We start from the raw sequence: 21,102 nt of genomic DNA, 5'->3' as shown, positions 1-21,102 counted from the left end.
CGAAAGGGTGGGGCAACCGGGCGGGTGCGGTTTGTACGCCATGAGGTTGTACTTCGCGGCTGGTACTTCGCGAGGACGGGACATCCTGCTGTCCCTCCGTCCAACTTGACGTACGGCCAGGGGAAACGGTTGCCCCCGGTTCCCTTACGAGTGAGTCTCGGCCCGGTCTCGAACGGATACCCCGCCCCTACCGCCCCACGCCTTCCGTCCGGTCACTCCGCCGACTCGCCGCGGATCACCGCGAGCACCCCGTCCAGCTCGTCCGGCTTGACGAGGACGTCCCGCGCCTTGGAGCCCTCGCTCGGGCCCACGATGTTCCGCGACTCCATCAGGTCCATCAGCCGGCCGGCCTTCGCGAAGCCCACCCGGAGCTTCCGCTGGAGCATCGAGGTCGAGCCGAACTGCGTCGAGACGACCAGCTCGGCCGCCTGGCACAGCAGGTCGAGGTCGTCGCCGATCTCCTCGTCGATCTCCTTCTTCTGCTTGGTGCCGACGGTGACGTCGTCCCGGAAGACCGGCGTCATCTGGTCCTTGCAGTGCTGCACGACGGCCGCGACCTCGGCCTCGGTGACGAAGGCGCCCTGCATGCGGGTCGGCTTGTTCGCGCCCATCGGCAGGAACAGGCCGTCGCCCTTGCCGATGAGCTTCTCGGCGCCCGGCTGGTCGAGGATGACCCGGCTGTCGGCGAGCGAGGAGGTGGCGAAGGCGAGCCGGGACGGCACGTTCGCCTTGATCAGACCGGTGACCACGTCCACCGAAGGCCGCTGGGTGGCGAGCACCAGGTGGATGCCGGCCGCGCGGGCCAACTGGGTGATGCGGACGATGGCGTCCTCGACGTCCCGGGGCGCGACCATCATCAGGTCGGCGAGCTCGTCGACGATCACCAGCAGGTACGGATACGTCTTGAGCTCGCGCTCGCTGCCGGGCGGCAGCTGCACCTTGCCGTCCCGGATGGCCTGGTTGAAGTCGTCGATGTGCCGGAAGCCGAAGGCGGCCAGGTCGTCGTAGCGCAGGTCCATCTCGCGCACCACCCACTGGAGGGCCTCGGCGGCCCGCTTGGGGTTGGTGATGATCGGGGTGATCAGGTGCGGGATGCCCTCGTAGGCGGTCAGCTCGACCCGCTTGGGGTCGACGAGCACCATCCGGACGTCCTCCGGGGTCGCCCTTATCATCACCGAGGTGATCAGGCAGTTGATGCACGAGGACTTGCCGGAGCCGGTGGCGCCGGCGACCAGGACGTGCGGCATCTTCGCCAGGTTGGCCATCACGTAGCCGCCCTCGACGTCCTTGCCCAGCGCGACCAGCATCGGGTGCTCGTCGCCGGCCGCGTCCGCGAGCCGCAGCACGTCCCCGAGGTTGACCATCTCGCGGTCGCTGTTGGGGATCTCGATGCCGACCGCGGACTTGCCGGGGATCGGCGAGATGATCCGCACGTCCGGCGAGGCCACCGCGTAGGCGATGTTCTTCGTCAGGGCGGTGATCTTCTCGACCTTGACGGCGGGCCCGAGCTCGACCTCGTACCGGGTGACCGTCGGACCACGGGTGAAGCCGGTGACGGCCGCGTCCACCTTGAACTCGACGAAGACGTTGGTCAGCGCGTCGACGACGGCGTCGTTCGCCGCCGACCGGGTCTTCCCCGGCCCACCCCGCTCCAGCAGGTCGAGCGAGGGCAGCGCGTAGGTGATGTCGCCGGAGAGCTGGAGCTGTTCGGCCCGCGGCGGCAGGTCCGTCGGCTCCGGCGCCGGCTTGGTCAGATCGGGTACGGGACCGCCCACCGGCCGCTTCTCGCCGCCCCGCGCGGTCGGCACGTTCGGCGGCGACTTCGGCAGCGGCGGTACGGGCCCGGTGGCCTCGTCCGTCGCCCCGCCGGCCCCCGCGAGCGCCGCGTCCCGCTCGGCGGTCACGTCCCGGGTCAGGTCGGCGACCAGCGGCGACGGCGGCATCCCGTTCAGCACCGCGCCGTCCAGCGCGGCCGCCGCCGCGGCGGCCACGTCCACCGGGTCCAGGCCGTGGTCGCGCTCGGGCACCGCCGACCGGGGCCGGGCGGTGCGGCCGCGCCGGTCCAGCGCCTCCGCCTCCGCCCGGTCCACGTCGTACGGATCGGCCGGGCCGCTGCGGCGCCGGGCCGGCCGGGCGGCGCGCGGCGGCGCCTCCCGCCATTCCTCCTCGTACGGCTCCCCCTCCGCGTACTCCTCGGCGGTCTCCTCGTACGCGGGCTCGACGAGTCCGAGCCGGACGCCGAGGGCGCGCAGCCGCTGCGGGATCGCGTTGACCGGGGTGGCGGTGACGACGAGCAGCCCGAAGAGGGTGAGCAGCACCAGCAGGGGGACGGCCAGCGCCTCCCCCATCATGAAGACCAGCGGCTGCGACGAGGCCCAGCCGATCAGCCCGCCCGCGTCCTGCATGGCCTCGGAGCCCGCGTCCCGGCCCGGCGCGCCGCAGGCGATGTGGACCTGCCCGAGGACGCCGATGACGAGGGCGGACAGCCCGATGACGATCCGGCCGTTGGCCTCGGGCCGCTCCGGATAGCAGAAGAGCCGGAAGGAGATGCCGCCGAGCAGCAGCGGGACGAGCAGGTCGAGCCGGCCGAAGGCTCCGGTGACCAGCATCTCGACCAGGTCGCCGACCGGGTTCTCCAGATGGGACCAGGTGCCGGCGGCGACGATCAGCGCGGCGGCGAGCAGCAGCAGCGCGAGACCGTCCTTGCGGTGGGCGGGGTCGAGCCCCTTGGCGCCCCGCCCTATCCCCCGGAACATCGCGCCGACGCCGTGCGCCGCGCCGCGGGCCACCTTGTACACGCCCCCGGTCGGGGACGGTGCCGGCCGGGCCGCGGGCCGCTTCGCCGCGGCCTTCTTCGCGGGGGCCCGCTTGGCGGGCGCGGCCTTCTTGGCCGCCGCCTTCTTCGCCGGCGGCTTGGCCGGGGACTTCGCCGTGGACTTGGCGGCCGCCTTCTTCGCGCCGCCCGTCGTCCGGCCGGCGCGCGATGGTGCGGTGCCCTGAGAACCCTTGCCGGACGTACGTGAAGCCATGGTGCTGAGGTTACCGGTGAGCGGCCGGGCTGTCCGCCTCACCCGAACGTGTCGCCCTTGCCCCGGCACGGAGCTGACGGCCGGTCATCACGATCCGGCCGTCCCGTGACGGAGCCTCAGCCCTGCGCGGGCAGCGAGGGCGCGCCGCCGGTGCCCGGCTCCAGCGCGTCCAGCGCCCGCCGCAGCCCGGTGAGCTTGCGCTCCAGATGGGCGGCGGTGGCGACGGCCGCCGCGTCGGCCGACTCGTCGTCGAGCTGCTTGGAGAGCGCCTCGGCCTGCTCCTCGACGGCGGCGAGCCGGGCGGACAGCTCGGCGAGCAGCCCGGCGGCCTCCTTGCCCTGGCCGCCCTCGCCGCCGCCCTCCAACTGGAGCCGCAGCAGCGCCGCCTGCTCCCGCAGCTTGCAGTTCTTCATGTAGAGCTCGACGAAGACCGAGACCTTCGCCCGCAGCACCCACGGGTCGAACGGCTTGGAGATGTAGTCGACCGCGCCCGCCGCGTATCCGCGGAAGGTGTGGTGCGGACCGTGGTTGATCGCGGTGAGGAAGATGATCGGGATGTCGCGGGTCCGCTCGCGCCGCTTGATGTGCGCGGCGGTCTCGAAGCCGTCCATGCCGGGCATCTGGACGTCGAGCAGGATGACCGCGAAGTCGTCCGTCAGCAGCGCCTTGAGCGCTTCCTCCCCGGACGATGCCCGCACCAGGGTCTGATCGAGCGCGGAGAGAATGGCCTCCAGCGCCAGCAGATTCTCCGGCCGGTCATCGACCAGGAGGATCTTGGCCTTCTGCACCATGCCCCGTCCTCCTCGTCCCGGCAACGGCTCGACCCGGCTTCCGGAACCGCTGCCGGAACCGGGGGAAGCACCGGGCGCCGCCCCGGAGGACGGCTTCCTGCCGCCGTCCGTCCTTGTGCCGGTCATCGTAGCCGCACCCCGTACGTCGCCACACCCTGTCACCGCGATGTCACTGTGCACAGTTCGGAAACGGGGCGTGGGTCGAGAAGGTTCCCCGTCCCGGACGGTCTCACACGCGGGTGGCGGGAGTCCGCCGTCCGGCACCGGCCCGCGCGGGGCCCGGCGCCGGACGGCGCGGGCTCACGCGTCCCGCATCCACTGCTCCATCACGGACAGCAGGTAGTCCGGGTCGACCGGCTTGGTGACGTAGTCGGAGGCGCCCGACTCGATCGCCTTCTCCCGGTCCCCCTTCATCGCCTTCGCGGTGAGCGCGATGATCGGCAGCCCGGCGAACTGCGGCATCCGCCGGATCGCGGTGGTCGTCGCGTACCCGTCCATCTCCGGCATCATGATGTCCATCAGGACGACCGTGACGTCGTCGTTCTGCTCCAGGACCTCGATCCCCTCCCGCCCGTTCTCCGCGTACAGCACCGCGAGGCCGTGCTGCTCCAGCACGCTGGTGAGCGCGAAGACGTTGCGGATGTCGTCGTCGACGATGAGGACCTTCTCGCCGGAGAAGGAGAAGGTGCGGCGCGGCTCCGGGGCGGCCTCCTCCGTCGCCCCGCCGGCGAACTCGGCTGCGGAGGCGTCCTCCGGGCCCGGCTGGCCCGGCACCCCGCCCCGGGTTCCGCCCGCACCGGCCGCATCGGGCGTCTCGGCGACCGGTCCGGCCTTCCGCCGGTGCCGGAAGAGCGCCCCGGCCCCGGACCGCGCGTCGCTCCGCACGGGCGCGGGCGGGAAGTGCGGGAAGGTGTCCCCGGCCGGCCCCTCCTCGGCCTCCGGCCGCTCGTCGTCCGCCTCCCCCTGCCCGTAGCCGTTCGGGGGCACCTCGGTCGGGTTCAGCGGCAGGTAGAGGGTGAAGGTGGAGCCGCGGCCGGGCTCGCTCACCGCGAAGATCTCGCCGCCGAGCAGCCGGGCGATCTCCCGGCTGATCGAGAGCCCGAGGCCGGTGCCGCCGTACTTGCGGCTGGTGGTGCCGTCGGCCTGCTTGAACGCCTCGAAGATGACCCGCATCTTGCTGGCCGCGATGCCGATGCCGGTGTCGGTGACCGAGAAGGCGATCAGATCGGCGTCGGCGTCGCGCAGCGCCCCGGCCTCCAGGAGCTGCTCCCGGATGGACTGCGGCACGTCCCCGCCGGCCGGCCGGATCACCAGCTCGACCGCACCGGAGTCGGTGAACTTCACCGCGTTCGACAGCAGGTTGCGCAGCACCTGGAGGAGCCGCTGCTCGTCGGTGTGGAGGGTGGCGGGCAGCTCGGGCGAGACCCGGACCGAGAAGTCCAGGCCCTTCTCCGCGGTGAGCGGCCGGAAGGTCGCCTCCACGTAGTCGACGAGCTGGACGAGGGCGATCCGGGTCGGGGAGACGTCCATCTTGCCCGCCTCGACCTTCGACAGGTCGAGGATGTCGTTGATCAGCTGGAGCAGGTCGGAGCCGGCGCCGTGGATGGTCTCGGCGAACTCGACCTGCTTCGGCGTGAGGTTGGTCTCGGCGTTGTCCGCGAGCAGCTTGGCCAGGATGAGCAGCGAGTTGAGCGGGGTGCGCAGCTCGTGCGACATGTTGGCCAGGAACTCCGACTTGTAGCGCATGGAGACGGCGAGCTGTTCGGCGCGCTCCTCCAGGACCTGCCGGGCCTCCTCGATCTCGGTGTTCTTGACCTCGATGTCCCGGTTCTGACGGGCCAGCAGCTCGGCCTTGTCCTCCAGCTCGGCGTTGGAGTTCTGCAGCTCCTTCTGCCGGTGCTCCAGCTCGGCCGACCGCTCCTTGAGCTGCTCGGTGAGCTCCTGGGACTGCTTGAGCAGCACCTCGGTCTTGGTGTTGACGCTGATGGTGTTGACCGTGGTCGCGATGAGTTCGGCGATCTGGTTGAGGAAGTCCCGCTGGATCTGCGTGAACGGCTGGAAGGAGGCCAGCTCGATGACGCCGAGGACCTTCCCCTCGAAGAGCACCGGCAGCACGATCACGTGCGCGGGCGAGGCCTCGCCGAGCCCGGACGAGATCTTGAGGTAGCCCGGCGGCACGTTGACCTGGATGGTCCGCTTCTCCTCCGCCGCCGTCCCGATGAGGGTCTCGCCGGGGCGGAAGGAGGTCGGCATGGAGCCGGCCGAGTAGCCGTAACTCCCGCGCATGCGCAGCTCGTACGAGCCGTCGCCCTCGCCGACCAGTTCGGTGTCGTGGTTGGCGGAGCCGGTCGGCGTCGCCACGAAGAAGGCGCCGTGCTGGGCGGAGACCACCGGCGTCAGCTCGCTCATGATGAGCGAGGCGACGTCGTCGAGGTCGCGGCGGCCCTGCATGAGGCCGGAGATCCGGGCCAGGTTCGACTTCAGCCAGTCCTGCTCGTCGTTGGCGAGGGTGGTGTCACGCAGGTTGGCGATCATCGTGTTGATGTTCTCCTGGAGCGCCTGGATCTCGCCGGCCGCGTCCACGCCGTCGATCTTGACGTTCAGGTCGCCGCGGGTGACCGCGGTGGCGACGGCCGCGATGGCCCGCACCTGCCGGGTGAGGTTCCCGGCCATCTCGTTCACCGAGAGCGTGAGGTCGCTCCAGGTGCCCTCGACGTCCCGGACCCGGGCCTGGCCGCCGAGCTGCCCGTCGGTGCCCACCTCGCGGGCGACCCGGGTGACCTCCTCGGCGAAGTTCGACAGCTGGTCGACCATCGTGTTGATGGTGTTCTTCAGCTCCTGGATCTCGCCCCGCGCCTCGATGTCGATCTTCTTGGTGAGGTCGCCCTTGGCGATGGCGGTGGTGACCGCGGCGATCTGCCGCACCTGGCCGGTGAGGTTGTCGGCCATGCTGTTCACCGAGTCGGTGAGGTCCTTCCACGTGCCGGAACCGCCGGGCACCCGGGCCTGGCCGCCGAGGATGCCGTCGGTGCCCACCTCGCGGGCCACCCGGGTCACCTCGTCGGCGAACGAGGACAGGGTCGTCACCATCGTGTTGACGGTCTCGGCGAGTTCGGCGACCTCGCCGCGCGCCTCGACGGTGACCTTCTTCGTCAGGTCGCCGTTGGCGACCGCCGAGGAGACCCGGGCGATGTTCCGCACCTGACTGGTCAGGTTGTTGGCCATCAGGTTGACGTTGTCGCTGAGGTCCTTCCAGATGCCGGTGACCCCGCGCACCCGGGCCTGGCCGCCCAGGATGCCCTCGGTGCCCACCTCGCGGGCCACCCGCGTCACCTCGTCGGCGAAGTTCGACAGCTGGTCCACCATCGTGTTGACGGTGGTGACCAGCTCCAGGATCTCGCCCTTGGCGTCGACGGTGATCTTCTTCGACAGGTCGCCGCGGGCCACGGCGGTGGTGACCTCGGCGATGTTGCGGACCTGGAAGGTCAGGTTGTTCGCCATGAAGTTCACCGACTGGGTCAGGTCCTTCCAGGTGCCGGAGACCCCCTGCACCTCGGCCTGGCCGCCCAGGATGCCCTCCGTACCCACCTCACGGGCGACCCGCGTCACCTGGTCGGCGAAGGAGGACAGCTGGTCCACCATCGTGTTGAGGGTGTTCTTCAGCTCCAGGATCTCGCCGCGCGCGTCGACGTCGATCTTCTGCGACAGGTCGCCGCGCGCCACCGCCGTGGCGACCTGCGCGATGTTCCGCACCTGCGCCGTCAGGTTCCCGGCCATGCCGTTCACCGAGTCGGTGAGGTCACGCCACACGCCGGCGACGCCCGGCACCTGCGCCTGGCCGCCGAGCCGCCCGTCGGTGCCCACCTCGCGGGCCACCCGGGTCACCTGGTCCGCAAAGGCGGACAGCTGGTCGACCATCGTGTTGATGGTGTTCTTGAGTTCCAGGATCTCGCCGCGCGCGTCCACGTCGATCTTCTGCGACAGGTCGCCGCGCGCCACCGCCGTGGTCACCTGCGCGATCTGCCGCACCTGCGACGTGAGGTTGCCGGCCATGAAGTTCACCGAGTCGGTCAGCTCGCGCCAGCGGCCGGAGACCCCGTCCACCCGCGCCTGACCGCCCAGCCGGCCCTCGGTGCCCACGTCCCGGGCCATCCGCGTGACCTGGTCGGCGAAGGACGACAGCTGCGACACCATGGTGTTGACGGTGTTCTTCAGCTCCAGCATCTCGCCGGCCACGTCGACCGTGACCTTCTGCGACAGATCGCCGTTGGCCACCGCCGTCGTCACCTGCGCGATGTCCCGCACCTGGCCCGTCAGGTTGTGGAAGGCGTTGTTCACCGAGTCGGTGAGGTCCTTCCACGTGCCGGCGGCGCCGGGCACCTGGGCCTGCCCGCCCAGTCGGCCCTCGACGCCGACCTCCCGGGCCACCCGGGTCACCTCGGAGCCGAAGGCGGACAGCTGGTCCACCATGGTGTTGACGGTGTTCTTCAGCTCCAGCATCTCGCCGGCCACGTCGACCGTGACCTTCTGCGACAGATCGCCGTTGGCCACCGCCGTCGTCACCTGCGCGATGTCCCGCACCTGCGTGGTGATGTTCCGGAAGACGGTGTTGACCGAGTCCGTCAGGTCCTTCCAGGTGCCCGCAGCGCCCGGCACCTGCGCCTGACCGCCGAGCAGACCCTCGGCGCCGACCTCGCCGGACACCCGGGTCACCTCGTCGGCGAAGGTCCGCAGGGTCTCCGTCATCTGGTTGATGGTGTCGGCGAGTTGCGCGATCTCGCCGCGCGCGCTCACGGTGACCTTCTGCGACAGGTCGCCGTTGGCGACCGCCGTCGTCACCTCCGCGATCCCTCTCACCTGATTGGTGAGGTTGCCCGCCATCGTGTTGACGGAGTCGGTCAGGTCCTTCCACACGCCGGCGACCCCGGCGACCTCGGCCTGTCCGCCGAGCTCGCCCTCCGTACCCACCTCGCGGGCGACCCGGGTCACCTCGGACGAGAACGACGACAGCTGGTCCACCATCGTGTTCACGGTGTTCTTCAGCGAGAGCATCTCGCCGGCCACGTTCGCCGTGACCTTCTGCGACAGGTCGCCGTTGGCCACCGCCGTCGTCACCAGCGCGATGTCCCGCACCTGTGCCGTCAGCTGGTTCGCCATGGTGTTGACGGAGTCCGTGAGGTCCTTCCACGAACCGGACACGCCCCGGACGTGCGCCTGCCCGCCGAGGATGCCCTCGGTACCCACCTCGACGGCCACCCGCGTCACCTCGGACGCGAAGACCGACAGCTGGTCCACGAGGTGGTTGACGGTACGGGCGACCTTCAGGAACTCCCCGCGGAGCGGCCGCACCGTCCCGTCGGAACCCTCCGAACGCAAGTCCATCCGCTGTTCGAGGTCGCCCTCCGCGACCGCCGTCAGCACCCGGCTCACCTCGGACACCGGCCGCGCCAGATCGTCGACCAGCGCGTTGGCCGCCTCGATCGCCGCCGCCCAGGCGCCCTCGGTCACCCCGGCCTCGAGCCGCTCGGACAGCTTGCCCTCGCGCCCGACCACCCGCCGCACCCGCGACAGCTCGCCGGTGACGTGCATCTGCCGGTCCGCGACCTCGTTGAACACGGCCGCGATCTCGGCCATCACCCCGTCGCCGGAGACGGTCAGCCGCCTCCGCAGGTTCCCGTCGCGCATCGACACGAGCGCGGACAGCAACCGCTCCAGCGCGGCCGCGTCCACCTGTACCGTCCCCCCACGGGAACGCCCGCCCCTCGCGCGCGTGCCGCCGCTGCTCCCGCCGCCGCGCCGCGCCGCCGTGCCAGACTCCACCGTGTCCCTCCCGAAAGGGGTTCGACCGTTCCGCTCCGGCTCACGCCGAAGCATTCCCAGTGTTTCACCGCGACCGAACCAGGCGATAACAGTTCGGCAGCTTCGCACAAGGTCCCCACCCTCCGAGGGCGGAAACAGCCCGGACCGGCATCCGCGGGGACGGTGAAGGTAAGTAACCTGGCATCCGGCTGTCCAGCCGCCCCGGTCCGCCCGGCAGGGGCGGTGAGGAGCGTACGACCACCGGGCAGCGGGAGGGGCAGACCGAGCATGGCGGAGCCGGGCGTCGAGACGCGTACGAGGAGTGCTGTGATCACCGCGCGGGCGACTGCCACCTTCGACCCTGTCGGACGGTCAGTCGCCGCCGCCCGGGCCTTCGTCCGGGACACCCTCCAGGGCTGGGGCCACCCGGAGCTCGTGGACGACGCCGTCGTCCTCACGAGCGAGCTGGTCACCAACGCCGTCGTGCACGCCGGCACCGCCGCCGAGGTCCTCTGCCTGCGCTCCGAGGACAGCATCCGCGTCGAGGTCGCCGACCGCTACCCGGAGCGCGAGATCCCGGTCCAGAGCGGCCCCGCGATCGCGAGCCCGGACCGCGAGAACGGCCGCGGCCTGCTCCTCTGCGCCGCCCTCGCCGACCGCTGGGGCGTGGACTACTCCCCCACCCGCAAGCACGTCTGGTTCCACCTGGACCTCCCCCAGCGCCCGGTCGGCACCCGCTCGGCCGGCCCGGTCCTCCCCGACGCCCTCCTCCCGGTCGCCGACCACCGGGTCCGCGTCGCCGTCGTCCAGATCGACCAGGGCGGCGCCATCACCTCCTGGAACGAGGACGCCGAGGAACTCTTCGGCTACGCCCCCGAACAGGTCACCGGCAAGCCCCTGGGCGACCTCGCCGCCTGGCCGCACACCCCGGGCATCGGCACGGGCCTGGTCGAGGCCCTCCGCCTCTCCCGCTGGGAGGGCAGTTACGGGCTCCGCCGCGCCGACGGCCGCGTGATCCCCGTGTACGCCTCCCACCTGCGGGTCCGTGACGCGGCGGGGGAACCGTCGACGGTCTGCCTGCTGGTACGGGAGGACGAGCGCGCGGTCCTGCAGACCCCGCAGCGCCCGGCCGCCGATGCCGGCGCGGAGAGCCGCAGCGCGGACCCCTTCGAGGTCTTCATCGGCTCCCCCGCCCCCGACGACCTGGACGGCCTGCTCCAGCGCACGGTGGAGCGGGCCCGGGACATGCTCGACGGCGACGCCGCCTTCCTGCTGCTGGCCACCGACGACGAGACGGAGCTGGAGGTGCGGGCGACGACCGGCCTGCCGGCGGCCCGCCAGCGCTTCGCCCGCGTCCCCGTGGAGACCGGCGCCAGCCGGTACGGCTCCGCCCGCATGCCCGCCGTGCACGAGGACCTGGCCGCCGTCCCCGGCGCCGTGCCCCTCCTCGAAGGCACCGGCATGCGCTCGGTCGTCACCGTCCCCCTGAAGGTGGAGGGCCGTCTCACCGGCTCCCTGGGCGTCGCCGCCGAGGCCGCGAACCGCTACTCGAACGAGGAGGCCCTCCGCCTCCAGTTCGCCGCCGACCGCATCGCCCTGGCCGTGGAGTCCGCCCGGCTGGGCGAGCTGGAACGCCTCCGCCGCGGCTCCCTCAGCTTCCTCGTCGAGGCGTCCGACCTGCTGGCCGGCACCCTCGACCGCGACCAGACCCTGGCCCTGATGGCCCAGATGACGGTCCCGACCCTGGCCACCTGGTGCGCGGTCTACACGATCGCCGACCCGGCCTCCGAGCCGTACCTCTCGTACGTGCTCCACGAGGACGAGGACCGCATCGACGGCCTGAAGGCACTGCTGCACTCCATCGCCCCGCCCGACCCGGTGCCGAGCCCCGGCGCCCGGCTCTGGACGGCCCCGGGCGACGCCGCCCACCGGGCCGCGCTGGCGGCCTCGGCCCGCGAACTGGAGAACCTGGGCGGCCCGCTCTCCTCCGGCATCGACACCGCCCTGGCCACGGCCGGCGCGGTCGCCGGCGAGACGGTCGTCCTGCCCCTGGTCGCGCGGAACCGCGTCATCGGCATGCTGACCCTGGGCCGCCCGGCCGAGGACCACTTCCGCCAGGAGATCCTGGAGCTCGCCGAGGACCTCTCGCGCCGGGCCGCCCTGGCCCTGGACAACGCGCGCCTGTACTCGGAGCGCAACGCCATCAGCCAGTCCCTCCAGCGCAGCCTCCTGCCGCCCGACCTCCCGAAGATCCCCGGCGTCGAGGTGGACGTGATCTACCGCGCGGCCGGCGAGGGGAACGAGGTCGGCGGCGACTTCTACGACGTCTTCCCGATCCGCGACGACGTGTACGGCTTCGCCATCGGCGACGTCTGCGGTACGGGCCCGGAGGCCGCGGCCGTGACCGGCCTGGCCCGGCACGCCCTGCGCCTGCTGGCCCGCGAGGGCTTCGGCGGCCCCGCAGTCCTGGAGCGCCTGAACGCGGCCATCCTCGACGAGGGCGCCCGCAGCCGCTTCCTGACCCTCCTGTACGGCGAGCTCCGCCCGCAGTCCGACGGCTCGGCGATCCTGAAGGTCGTCTGCGCGGGCCATCCGCTCCCGCTGCGCCTCCGCCCGGACGGCACGGTCACCCCGGCCGCCGAGCCCCAGCCGCTGCTGGGCGTGATGGAGGACCTGGAGCTGTACGAGGAGACCTTCACGCTCGACCCGGGCGATGTCCTCCTCTGCGTCACGGACGGCGTCACCGAGCGCCGTGAGGGAACCCGGATGCTGGGCGACGACGGCCTCGCCGACGCCCTCAGGACCTGTACGGGCCTGACGGCCGGCGCCGTCGGCGGCCGCATCCTCCGCGCGGTCGAACGCTTCGCCCACGCCCCCGCCTCGGACGACATGGCCATCCTGACGATGCGCCTGCGGGAACCGGACCCGAGCTGACGCGCCCCGGCCGGCGTCTCCTCCCGGAGACGCCGGCCGCGCATTCCCTGGCTCTCAACGCAAAAAGGCCCCCGCCAGAATGGCGGGGGCCTTTTCTCTGAGCCCTTTAACGGAATCGAACCGTTGACCTTCTCCTTACCATGGAGACGCTCTGCCGACTGAGCTAAAAGGGCGGGTTGTTCGGCGGCGTCCTACTCTCCCACAGGGTCCCCCCTGCAGTACCATCGGCGCTGAAAGGCTTAGCTTCCGGGTTCGGAATGTAACCGGGCGTTTCCCTAACGCTATGACCACCGAAACACTATGAAGTTGAACTCAACCGGCATGGGAGTTCGTTACTTCAGAACTAACACAGTGGACGCGAGCAACTGAGGACAAGCCCTCGGCCTATTAGTACCGGTCAGCTCCACCCATTACTGGGCTTCCACATCCGGCCTATCAACCCAGTCGTCTACTGGGAGCCTTACCCTCTCAAGGAGGTGGGAATACTCATCTCGAAGCAGGCTTCCCGCTTAGATGCTTTCAGCGGTTATCCCTCCCGAACGTAGCCAACCAGCCATGCCCTTGGCAGGACAACTGGCACACCAGAGGTTCGTCCGTCCCGGTCCTCTCGTACTAGGGACAGCCCTTCTCAATATTCCTACGCGCACAGCGGATAGGGACCGAACTGTCTCACGACGTTCTAAACCCAGCTCGCGTACCGCTTTAATGGGCGAACAGCCCAACCCTTGGGACCGACTCCAGCCCCAGGATGCGACGAGCCGACATCGAGGTGCCAAACCATCCCGTCGATATGGACTCTTGGGGAAGATCAGCCTGTTATCCCCGGGGTACCTTTTATCCGTTGAGCGACGGCGCTTCCACAAGCCACCGCCGGATCACTAGTCCCGACTTTCGTCCCTGCTCGACCCGTCGGTCTCACAGTCAAGCTCCCTTGTGCACTTACACTCAACACCTGATTGCCAACCAGGCTGAGGGAACCTTTGGGCGCCTCCGTTACCCTTTGGGAGGCAACCGCCCCAGTTAAACTACCCATCAGACACTGTCCCTGATCCGGATCACGGACCCAGGTTAGACATCCAGCACGACCAGAGTGGTATTTCAACGGCGACTCCACAACCACTGGCGTGGCTGCTTCAAAGTCTCCCACCTATCCTACACAAGCCGAACCGAACACCAATATCAAACTGTAGTAAAGGTCCCGGGGTCTTTCCGTCCTGCTGCGCGAAACGAGCATCTTTACTCGTAGTGCAATTTCACCGGGCCTATGGTTGAGACAGTCGAGAAGTCGTTACGCCATTCGTGCAGGTCGGAACTTACCCGACAAGGAATTTCGCTACCTTAGGATGGTTATAGTTACCACCGCCGTTTACTGGCGCTTAAGTTCTCAGCTTCGCAACCCCGAAAGGTCACTAACCGGTCCCCTTAACGTTCCAGCACCGGGCAGGCGTCAGTCCGTATACATCGCCTTACGGCTTCGCACGGACCTGTGTTTTTAGTAAACAGTCGCTTCTCGCTGGTCTCTGCGGCCACCCCCAGCTCAGAGTGCAAGACTCATCACCAGGCGTGGCCCCCCTTCTCCCGAAGTTACGGGGGCATTTTGCCGAGTTCCTTAACCATAGTTCACCCGAACGCCTCGGTATTCTCTACCTGACCACCTGAGTCGGTTTAGGGTACGGGCCGCCATGAAACTCGCTAGAGGCTTTTCTCGACAGCATAGGATCATCCACTTCACCACAATCGGCTCGGCATCAGGTCTCAGGCTTAATGTGTGACGGATTTGCCTATCACACGCCCTACACCCTTACCCCGGGACAACCACCGCCCGGGCTGGACTACCTTCCTGCGTCACCCCATCGCTTACCTACTACCACCTTGGTTCGCCGGCTCCACCACTTTCCTTTCCCCGAAGGGTCCGGAACGGCTTCACGGGCTTAGCATTAATGGGCTCGATATTGGGCGTTTCAAAGCGGGTACCGGAATATCAACCGGTTGTCCATCGACTACGCCTGTCGGCCTCGCCTTAGGTCCCGACTTACCCTGGGCAGATCAGCTTGACCCAGGAACCCTTAGTCAATCGGCGCACACGTTTCTCACGTGTGTATCGCTACTCATGCCTGCATTCTCACTCGTGAACCGTCCACAACTCGCTTCCGCGGCTGCTTCACCCGGCACACGACGCTCCCCTACCCATCACAGTCCCCGTTGGGGGTATGTACTGCAATGACACGACTTCGGCGGTACGCTTGAGCCCCGCTACATTGTCGGCGCGGAATCACTTGACCAGTGAGCTATTACGCACTCTTTCAAGGGTGGCTGCTTCTAAGCCAACCTCCTGGTTGTCTCTGCGACTCCACATCCTTTCCCACTTAGCGTACGCTTAGGGGCCTTAGTCGATGCTCTGGGCTGTTTCCCTCTCGACCATGGAGCTTATCCCCCACAGTCTCACTGCCGTGCTCTCACTTACCGGCATTCGGAGTTTGGCTAAGGTCAGTAACCCGGTAGGGCCCATCGCCTATCCAGTGCTCTACCTCCGGCAAGAAACACACGACGCTGCACCTAAATGCATTTCGGGGAGAACCAGCTATCACGGAGTTTGATTGGCCTTTCACCCCTAACCACAGGTCATCCCCCAGGTTTTCAACCCTGGTGGGTTCGGTCCTCCACGAAGTCTTACCTCCGCTTCAACCTGCCCATGGCTAGATCACTCCGCTTCGGGTCTTGAGCGTGCTACTGAAACGCCCTATTCGGACTCGCTTTCGCTACGGCTTCCCCACACGGGTTAACCTCGCAACACACCGCAAACTCGCAGGCTCATTCTTCAAAAGGCACGCAGTCACGAGGATCCGAAGATCCCGACGCTCCCACGGCTTGTAGGCACACGGTTTCAGGTACTATTTCACTCCGCTCCCGCGGTACTTTTCACCATTCCCTCACGGTACTATCCGCTATCGGTCACCAGGTAATATTTAGGCTTAGCGGGTGGTCCCGCCAGATTCACACGGGATTTCTCGGGCCCCGTGCTACTTGGGTGTCTCTCAAACGAGCCGCTGACGTTTCGTCTACGGGGGTCTTACCCTCTACGCCGGACCTTTCGCATGTCCTTCGACTACATCAACGGTTTCTGACTCGTCCTGTCGCCGGCAGACGACAGAAGAGAGATCCCACAACCCCGCATGCGCAACCCCTGCCGGGTATCACACGCATACGGTTTGGCCTCATCCGGTTTCGCTCGCCACTACTCCCGGAATCACGGTTGTTTTCTCTTCCTGAGGGTACTGAGATGTTTCACTTCCCCTCGTTCCCTCCACACTGCCTATGTGTTCAGCAGTGGGTGACAGCCCATGACGACTGCCGGGTTTCCCCATTCGGAAACCCCCGGATCAAAGCCTGGTTGACGACTCCCCGGGGACTATCGCGGCCTCCCACGTCCTTCATCGGTTCCTGGTGCCAAGGCATCCACCGTGCGCCCTTAAAAACTTGGCCACAGATGCTCGCGTCCACTGTGTAGTTCTCAAGCAACGACCAGCCACCCATCACACCCTGCCGAAGCAGAGCTTTACTGGGGCCGGCATCGCGAAGATACAACCTTGCGGCCGTACCCTCAGATACCCAACAACGTGCCAGATGCGAGCACCGTCCGTGTCATCCGTTCCACGCCGAAGCAGTACTTGGAGACCTTCAGGTCACTCGCATCCAATAATCAACGTTCCACCCATGAGCTGACCGTGCAGAACGTTTGCCTGCAATCGGTACTGTGCTCCTTAGAAAGGAGGTGATCCAGCCGCACCTTCCGGTACGGCTACCTTGTTACGACTTCGTCCCAATCGCTGGTCCCACCTTCGACAGCTCCCTCCCACAAGGGGTTGGGCCACCGGCTTCGGGTGTTACCGACTTTCGTGACGTGACGGGCGGTGTGTACAAGGCCCGGGAACGTATTCACCGCAGCAATGCTGATCTGCGATTACTAGCAACTCCGACTTCATGGGGTCGAGTTGCAGACCCCAATCCGAACTGAGACCGGCTTTTTGAGATTCGCTCCGCCTCACGGCATCGCAGCTCTTTGTACCGGCCATTGTAGCACGTGTGCAGCCCAAGACATAAGGGGCATGATGACTTGACGTCGTCCCCACCTTCCTCCGAGTTGACCCCGGCGGTCTCCTGTGAGTCCCCATCACCCCGAAGGGCATGCTGGCAACACAGGACAAGGGTTGCGCTCGTTGCGGGACTTAACCCAACATCTCACGACACGAGCTGACGACAGCCATGCACCACCTGTATACCGACCACAAGGGGGCACCCATCTCTGGATGTTTCCGGTATATGTCAAGCCTTGGTAAGGTTCTTCGCGTTGCGTCGAATTAAGCCACATGCTCCGCTGCTTGTGCGGGCCCCCGTCAATTCCTTTGAGTTTTAGCCTTGCGGCCGTACTCCCCAGGCGGGGAACTTAATGCGTTAGCTGCGGCACCGACGACGTGGAATGTCGCCAACACCTAGTTCCCAACGTTTACGGCGTGGACTACCAGGGTATCTAATCCTGTTCGCTCCCCACGCTTTCGCTCCTCAGCGTCAGTAATGGCCCAGAGATCCGCCTTCGCCACCGGTGTTCCTCCTGATATCTGCGCATTTCACCGCTACACCAGGAATTCCGATCTCCCCTACCACACTCTAGCCTGCCCGTATCGGATGCAGACCCGGGGTTAAGCCCCGGGCTTTCACACCCGACGTGACAAGCCGCCTACGAGCTCTTTACGCCCAATAATTCCGGACAACGCTTGCGCCCTACGTATTACCGCGGCTGCTGGCACGTAGTTAGCCGGCGCTTCTTCTGCAGGTACCGTCACTTTCGCTTCTTCCCTGCTGAAAGAGGTTTACAACCCGAAGGCCGTCATCCCTCACGCGGCGTCGCTGCATCAGGCTTTCGCCCATTGTGCAATATTCCCCACTGCTGCCTCCCGTAGGAGTCTGGGCCGTGTCTCAGTCCCAGTGTGGCCGGTCGCCCTCTCAGGCCGGCTACCCGTCGTCGCCTTGGTAGGCCATTACCCCACCAACAAGCTGATAGGCCGCGGGCTCATCCTTCACCGCCGGAGCTTTCCAGACGAGGAGATGCCTCCTCGTCTCGTATCCGGTATTAGACCCCGTTTCCAGGGCTTGTCCCAGAGTGAAGGGCAGATTGCCCACGTGTTACTCACCCGTTCGCCACTAATCCACCCCGAAGGGCTTCATCGTTCGACTTGCATGTGTTAAGCACGCCGCCAGCGTTCGTCCTGAGCCAGGATCAAACTCTCCGTGAATGTGTACCCGTGATCGGGTTCAACACTCGCGTTGAGCGGGACGGTCAGGTCGGAATGTGACCGACCGTCCACAGCGTCCTCGCTGTGTTTTGTTTCAAAGGAACCTCGACCAACCGAAACCGGCTGGACGGGGTATCAACTAATCTGGCGTTGATTTTTGGCACGCTGTTGAGTTCTCAAGGTGCGGACGCTTCCTTCGTTCCTGTTTCCAGGCCCTCCGGGCGCTTCCTTCGTTTCCGACTCTATCAGATCTTTCCGATCCGATTTCCTCGGTGCTTTCCGGTCCTGAGTTTCAATTCCTCGGGGCCTTCCGGCGCTTTCCGACTTTATCAGATGATCTCGGTCGGATTTTCCACCTCCCGGTCGGCCGTCCGGGCGCACTGCGGCGCCGGGGCTTCCCGTTCTGGCGGAGCCGTAAACGTACTGGAGCGGGGCGCCCCGATGCAAATCGAGGTGCCCCGCTCCGTAACCGCGCTGGTCAGGCCCTTCGGGCTCAGACCTCGACGACGACCGGGAGGATCATCGGCCGGCGGCGGTAGGTGTCGGAGACCCACTTGCCGACGGTGCGGCGGATCAGCTGCTGGAGCTGGTGGGGTTCGACGACGCCGTCCTGGGCGGACTTGTTCAGCGCCTGCTCGATCTTCGGGAGCACCGCGTCGAAGGCGGAGTCCTCGATGCCGGAGCCGCGCGCGTGGACGTGCGGGCCGCCGGTGATCTTGCCGGTGGAGGAGTCCACCACCAGGAAGACCGAGATGATGCCCTCCTCGCCGAGGATGCGGCGGTCCTTCAGGGAGGTCTCGGTGACGTCGCCGACCGAGAGGCCGTCCACGTACACGTACCCCGCCTGGACCTTGCCGGTGATGCGGGCGCGGCCGTCGACCAGGTCGACGACGACGCCGTCCTCGGCGATGACGATGTGGTCCTTCGGGATGCCCGTCATCGCGCCGAGCTCGGCGTTGGCGCGCAGGTGGCGCCATTCGCCGTGGACCGGCATGAGGTTCTTCGGCTTGCAGATGTTGTAGAAGTACAGCAGCTCGCCGGCCGAGGCGTGGCCCGAGACGTGGACCTTGGCGTTGCCCTTGTGGACGACGTTGGCGCCCCAGCGGGTCAGGCCGTTGATCACGCGGTAGACCGCGTTCTCGTTGCCCGGGATGAGGGACGAGGCCAGGATGACCGTGTCGCCGGGGACGATCCGGATCTGGTGGTCGCGGTTGGCCATGCGGGACAGGGCCGCCATCGGCTCGCCCTGGGAACCCGTGCAGACCAGCACGACCTCGTCGTCCGGCAGGTCGTCCAGCGTCTTCACGTCGACGACGAGGCCGGCCGGGACCCGGAGGTAGCCGAGGTCGCGGGCGATGCCCATGTTGCGGACCATCGAGCGGCCGACGAAGGCGACCCGGCGGCCGTACTCGTGGGCGGCGTCGAGGATCTGCTGGATGCGGTGCACGTGGCTGGCGAAGCTCGCCACGATGATCCGCTTCTGGGCGTTGGCGAAGACGTTCCGCAGGACGTTGGAGATGTCCCGCTCGTGTGCCGTGAAGCCCGGGACCTCGGCGTTCGTCGAGTCCGTGAGCAGGAGGTCGATGCCCTCCTCGCTGAGGCGCGCGAACGCGTGCAGGTCGGTCAGGCGGTTGTCCAGCGGCAGCTGGTCCATCTTGAAGTCGCCGGTGTGCACGACCATGCCCGCGGGGGTGCGGATCGCGACCGCCAGGGCGTCCGGGATGGAGTGGTTGACCGCGATGAACTCGCAGTCGAAGACGCCCAGCCGCTCGCGGTGGCCCTCGGCCACCTCCAGCGTGTACGGGCGGATGCGGTGCTCCTGGAGCTTGGCCTCGATCAGGGCGAGGGTCAGCTTGGAGCCGATGAGGGGGATGTCCTGCCGCAGGCGCAGCAGGTACGGCACGCCACCGATGTGGTCCTCGTGGCCGTGGGTCAGGACGATGCCGACGACGTCGTCGATGCGGTCCTGGATGGTGGTGAAGTCGGGCAGGATCAGGTCGACGCCCGGCTGCTCCTCCTCGGGGAAGAGGACGCCGCAGTCGACGATCAGCAGCTTGCCGTCGTACTCGAAGACGGTCATGTTGCGGCCGATCTCGCCCAGGCCGCCGAGCGGGGTGACGCGGAGGCCGCCCTGGGGGAGCTTCGGCGGGGCGCCGAGTTCGGGATGCGGATGGCTCAAAAGTCTCTCCTCACCACACACGCCACGTACCGGTCGGCACGTGGCGCGCATGACAATCGTGCACTTGCTGTTGTCGGTGTTCGGTTGTTCGCGGTCTTCAGTTGTCACTGTTCAGTTGTGAAGTCGGATGTCAGAGGTCTACCCCGCCGGCGGCCAGGTCGACCTTGAGCTGGTCGGTCTCCTGCGCGGAGAGCTCGACGAGCGGCAGGCGCAGCGGACCGGCCGGGAGGCCCTGGAGGGCGAGCGCGGCCTTGGTGGTCATGACGCCCTGGGTGCGGAACATGCCCGTGTAGACCGGGAGCAGCTTCTGGTGGATCTCGGTGGCCTTCTCGTGGTCGCCCGCGAGGTGGGCGTCGAGGAGGGCGCGCAGGTCGGGGGTGACGACGTGGCCCACGACGGAGACGAAGCCGACCGCGCCGACGGAGAGCAGCGGCAGGTTGAGCATGTCGTCGCCGGAGTACCAGGCGAGGCCGGAGCGGGCGATGGCCCAGCTGGCGCGGCCGAGGTCGCCCTTGGCGTCCTTGTTGGCGACGATCCGGGGGTGCTCGGCGAGCCGGACGATGGTCTCGGTGTCGATCGGGACGCCGGAGCGGCCGGGGATGTCGTAGAGCATCACCGGGAGGCCGGTGGCGTCGGCGATGGCCGTGAAGTGCCGGTACAGGCCCTCCTGCGGGGGCTTGTTGTAGTACGGCGTGACGGCGAGGAGGCCGTGGGCGCCGTCGCGCTCGGCGGCGCGGGCCAGCTCGATCGAGTGGTGGGTGTCGTTGGTGCCGATGCCGGCGACGACGTGGGCGCGGTCGCCCACCGCCTCCAGTACGGCGCGTACGAGCTCCGATTTCTCCGCGTCGCTGGTGGTGGGGGACTCGCCGGTGGTGCCGTTGACGACGAGGCCGTCGTTGCCGGCGTCCACCAGGTGGGTCGCGAGTCGCCGGGCGCCGTCGAGGTCGAGTGCGCCGTCCGCCGTGAAGGGCGTGACCATGGCGGTGAGGACCCGCCCGAAGGGGGTCTGCGGAGTGGAGATCGGAGCCATGGGTAACACGCTACTCGCTGCTCAGCGCCGGGTGTCCCCTCGGGGGACG

6 protein-coding genes, 1 tRNA gene and 3 rRNA genes are annotated in these 21,102 nt (G+C 67.7%); 1 reads left to right on the top strand and 9 read right to left on the bottom strand.

Annotated elements, in window-relative coordinates:
- Nucleotides 1-212 precede the first annotated feature (212 nt).
- The 3 genes from ABFY03_RS27400 to ABFY03_RS27390 all read right to left on the bottom strand — a co-directional run bounded on the left by ABFY03_RS27400 (nt 213) and on the right by ABFY03_RS27390 (nt 9,640).
- Nucleotides 213-3,029 (bottom strand): DNA translocase FtsK, encoded by a 2,817-nt coding sequence (locus ABFY03_RS27400; protein ID WP_346171035.1) that lies wholly within the window; start codon nt 3,027-3,029, stop codon nt 213-215.
- Nucleotides 3,030-3,145: 116 nt separating this feature from the next.
- Nucleotides 3,146-3,820 carry a response regulator gene (locus ABFY03_RS27395; protein ID WP_319008733.1) on the bottom strand — a complete coding sequence of 225 codons (675 nt, stop codon included), beginning with the start codon at nt 3,818-3,820 and terminating at the stop codon, nt 3,146-3,148.
- Between the two features lie 300 nt (nt 3,821-4,120).
- Entirely contained in the window at nt 4,121-9,640 is a 5,520-nt protein-coding gene (locus tag ABFY03_RS27390; RefSeq protein ID WP_319008732.1) for a HAMP domain-containing protein, read from the bottom strand.
- A 267-nt stretch (nt 9,641-9,907) separates the two neighbouring features.
- On the opposite strand from ABFY03_RS27390, the gene ABFY03_RS27385 reads away from it, so the two are divergent.
- Nucleotides 9,908-12,553, top strand: a complete 2,646-nt coding sequence (locus tag ABFY03_RS27385) for a SpoIIE family protein phosphatase (RefSeq protein ID WP_319008731.1) — start codon at nt 9,908-9,910, stop codon at nt 12,551-12,553.
- Between the two features lie 100 nt (nt 12,554-12,653).
- Here ABFY03_RS27385 and ABFY03_RS27380 read toward each other — a convergent pair.
- The 6 genes from ABFY03_RS27380 to dapA form a co-directional block, all read right to left on the bottom strand.
- A tRNA-Thr gene (locus tag ABFY03_RS27380) sits at nt 12,654-12,726 on the bottom strand.
- Between the two features lie 5 nt (nt 12,727-12,731).
- Nucleotides 12,732-12,848 (bottom strand): 5S ribosomal RNA (gene rrf, locus ABFY03_RS27375).
- 72 nt (nt 12,849-12,920) lie between these two features.
- Nucleotides 12,921-16,036 (bottom strand): 23S ribosomal RNA (locus ABFY03_RS27370).
- A gap of 282 nt (nt 16,037-16,318) precedes the next feature.
- Nucleotides 16,319-17,844: ribosomal RNA gene (locus tag ABFY03_RS27365) — 16S ribosomal RNA — on the bottom strand.
- Together the 16S, 23S and 5S rRNA genes with 1 tRNA gene alongside form the textbook arrangement of a ribosomal RNA operon.
- A gap of 493 nt (nt 17,845-18,337) precedes the next feature.
- Nucleotides 18,338-20,023 (bottom strand): ribonuclease J, encoded by a 1,686-nt coding sequence (locus ABFY03_RS27360; protein ID WP_319011200.1) that lies wholly within the window; start codon nt 20,021-20,023, stop codon nt 18,338-18,340.
- A gap of 130 nt (nt 20,024-20,153) precedes the next feature.
- Nucleotides 20,154-21,053 (bottom strand): 4-hydroxy-tetrahydrodipicolinate synthase, encoded by a 900-nt coding sequence (dapA, locus tag ABFY03_RS27355; protein ID WP_319011201.1) that lies wholly within the window; start codon nt 21,051-21,053, stop codon nt 20,154-20,156.
- Nucleotides 21,054-21,102 lie beyond the last annotated feature (49 nt).

It is taken from the genome of Streptomyces roseofulvus (assembly GCF_039534915.1).
Taxonomy (GTDB): domain Bacteria; phylum Actinomycetota; class Actinomycetes; order Streptomycetales; family Streptomycetaceae; genus Streptomyces; species Streptomyces roseofulvus.
Note: the sequence above shows the minus strand (reverse complement) of the source record. Positions and strands in the feature narration are given on the sequence as shown.

Bases quoted from the DNA above. Each gene is read 5' to 3' on its own strand.
- ABFY03_RS27400 (WP_346171035.1), bottom strand. From the start codon at position 3,029: ATGGCTTCACGTACGTCCGGCAAGGGTTCTCAGGGCACCGCACCATCG.
- ABFY03_RS27395 (WP_319008733.1), bottom strand. From the start codon at position 3,820: ATGGTGCAGAAGGCCAAGATCCTCCTGGTCGATGACCGGCCGGAGAAT.
- ABFY03_RS27385 (WP_319008731.1), top strand. From the start codon at position 9,908: ATGGCGGAGCCGGGCGTCGAGACGCGTACGAGGAGTGCTGTGATCACC.
- dapA (WP_319011201.1), bottom strand. From the start codon at position 21,053: ATGGCTCCGATCTCCACTCCGCAGACCCCCTTCGGGCGGGTCCTCACC.